Here is a 475-nt window from a genome sequence, read left to right on the forward strand (position 1 = left end):
TTTTGATTATGTTGCCATTCACCCGTTAAGTAACACCAACAGAAGCTTATAGCTAACACCGCAATCAATTTTTTCACTCGTCTAGGGTCTGTCAAGCGCGTATTTTCAAGATTAAACCCGCGTCCTTTGAGACAACTGAATAAGGTTTCAATTTCCCAGCGTAATGCATAATCCTGAATAGCATTGGCATTAAACTGAGGAGAAACGACGAGTAAAAGCTCTCCATTTTCTAACTGTAGTGCACTTATATATAGTTTCACCCGACCAACCAAAATCCGTCGTTTACGACATTCAATTTGACCAACTTTAAGATGGCGAAATAAATCACTAATTTTATGATTCTTTCCTAAATGATTGGTGACAATGAAGTTTTTTTAACACGAATGCAGAAGTTGATGTCTTGTTCAATTAACCATGTAAACCACTGCTCACCGATAAACTCTCTGTCTGCGAACACATTCACAATACGGTCTTT

Annotated in this window: 1 pseudogene; it reads right to left on the minus strand. The window is 37.7% G+C overall.

Going from position 1 to position 475, the window contains the following annotated elements:
* Positions 1–475: pseudogene (locus GBI66_RS19185) on the minus strand (IS4-like element ISAba1 family transposase); the annotation flags it as partial.

This window comes from Acinetobacter sp. TUM15071 (genome assembly GCF_008980925.1).
Classification (GTDB): Bacteria; Pseudomonadota; Gammaproteobacteria; order Pseudomonadales; family Moraxellaceae; genus Acinetobacter; species Acinetobacter dispersus.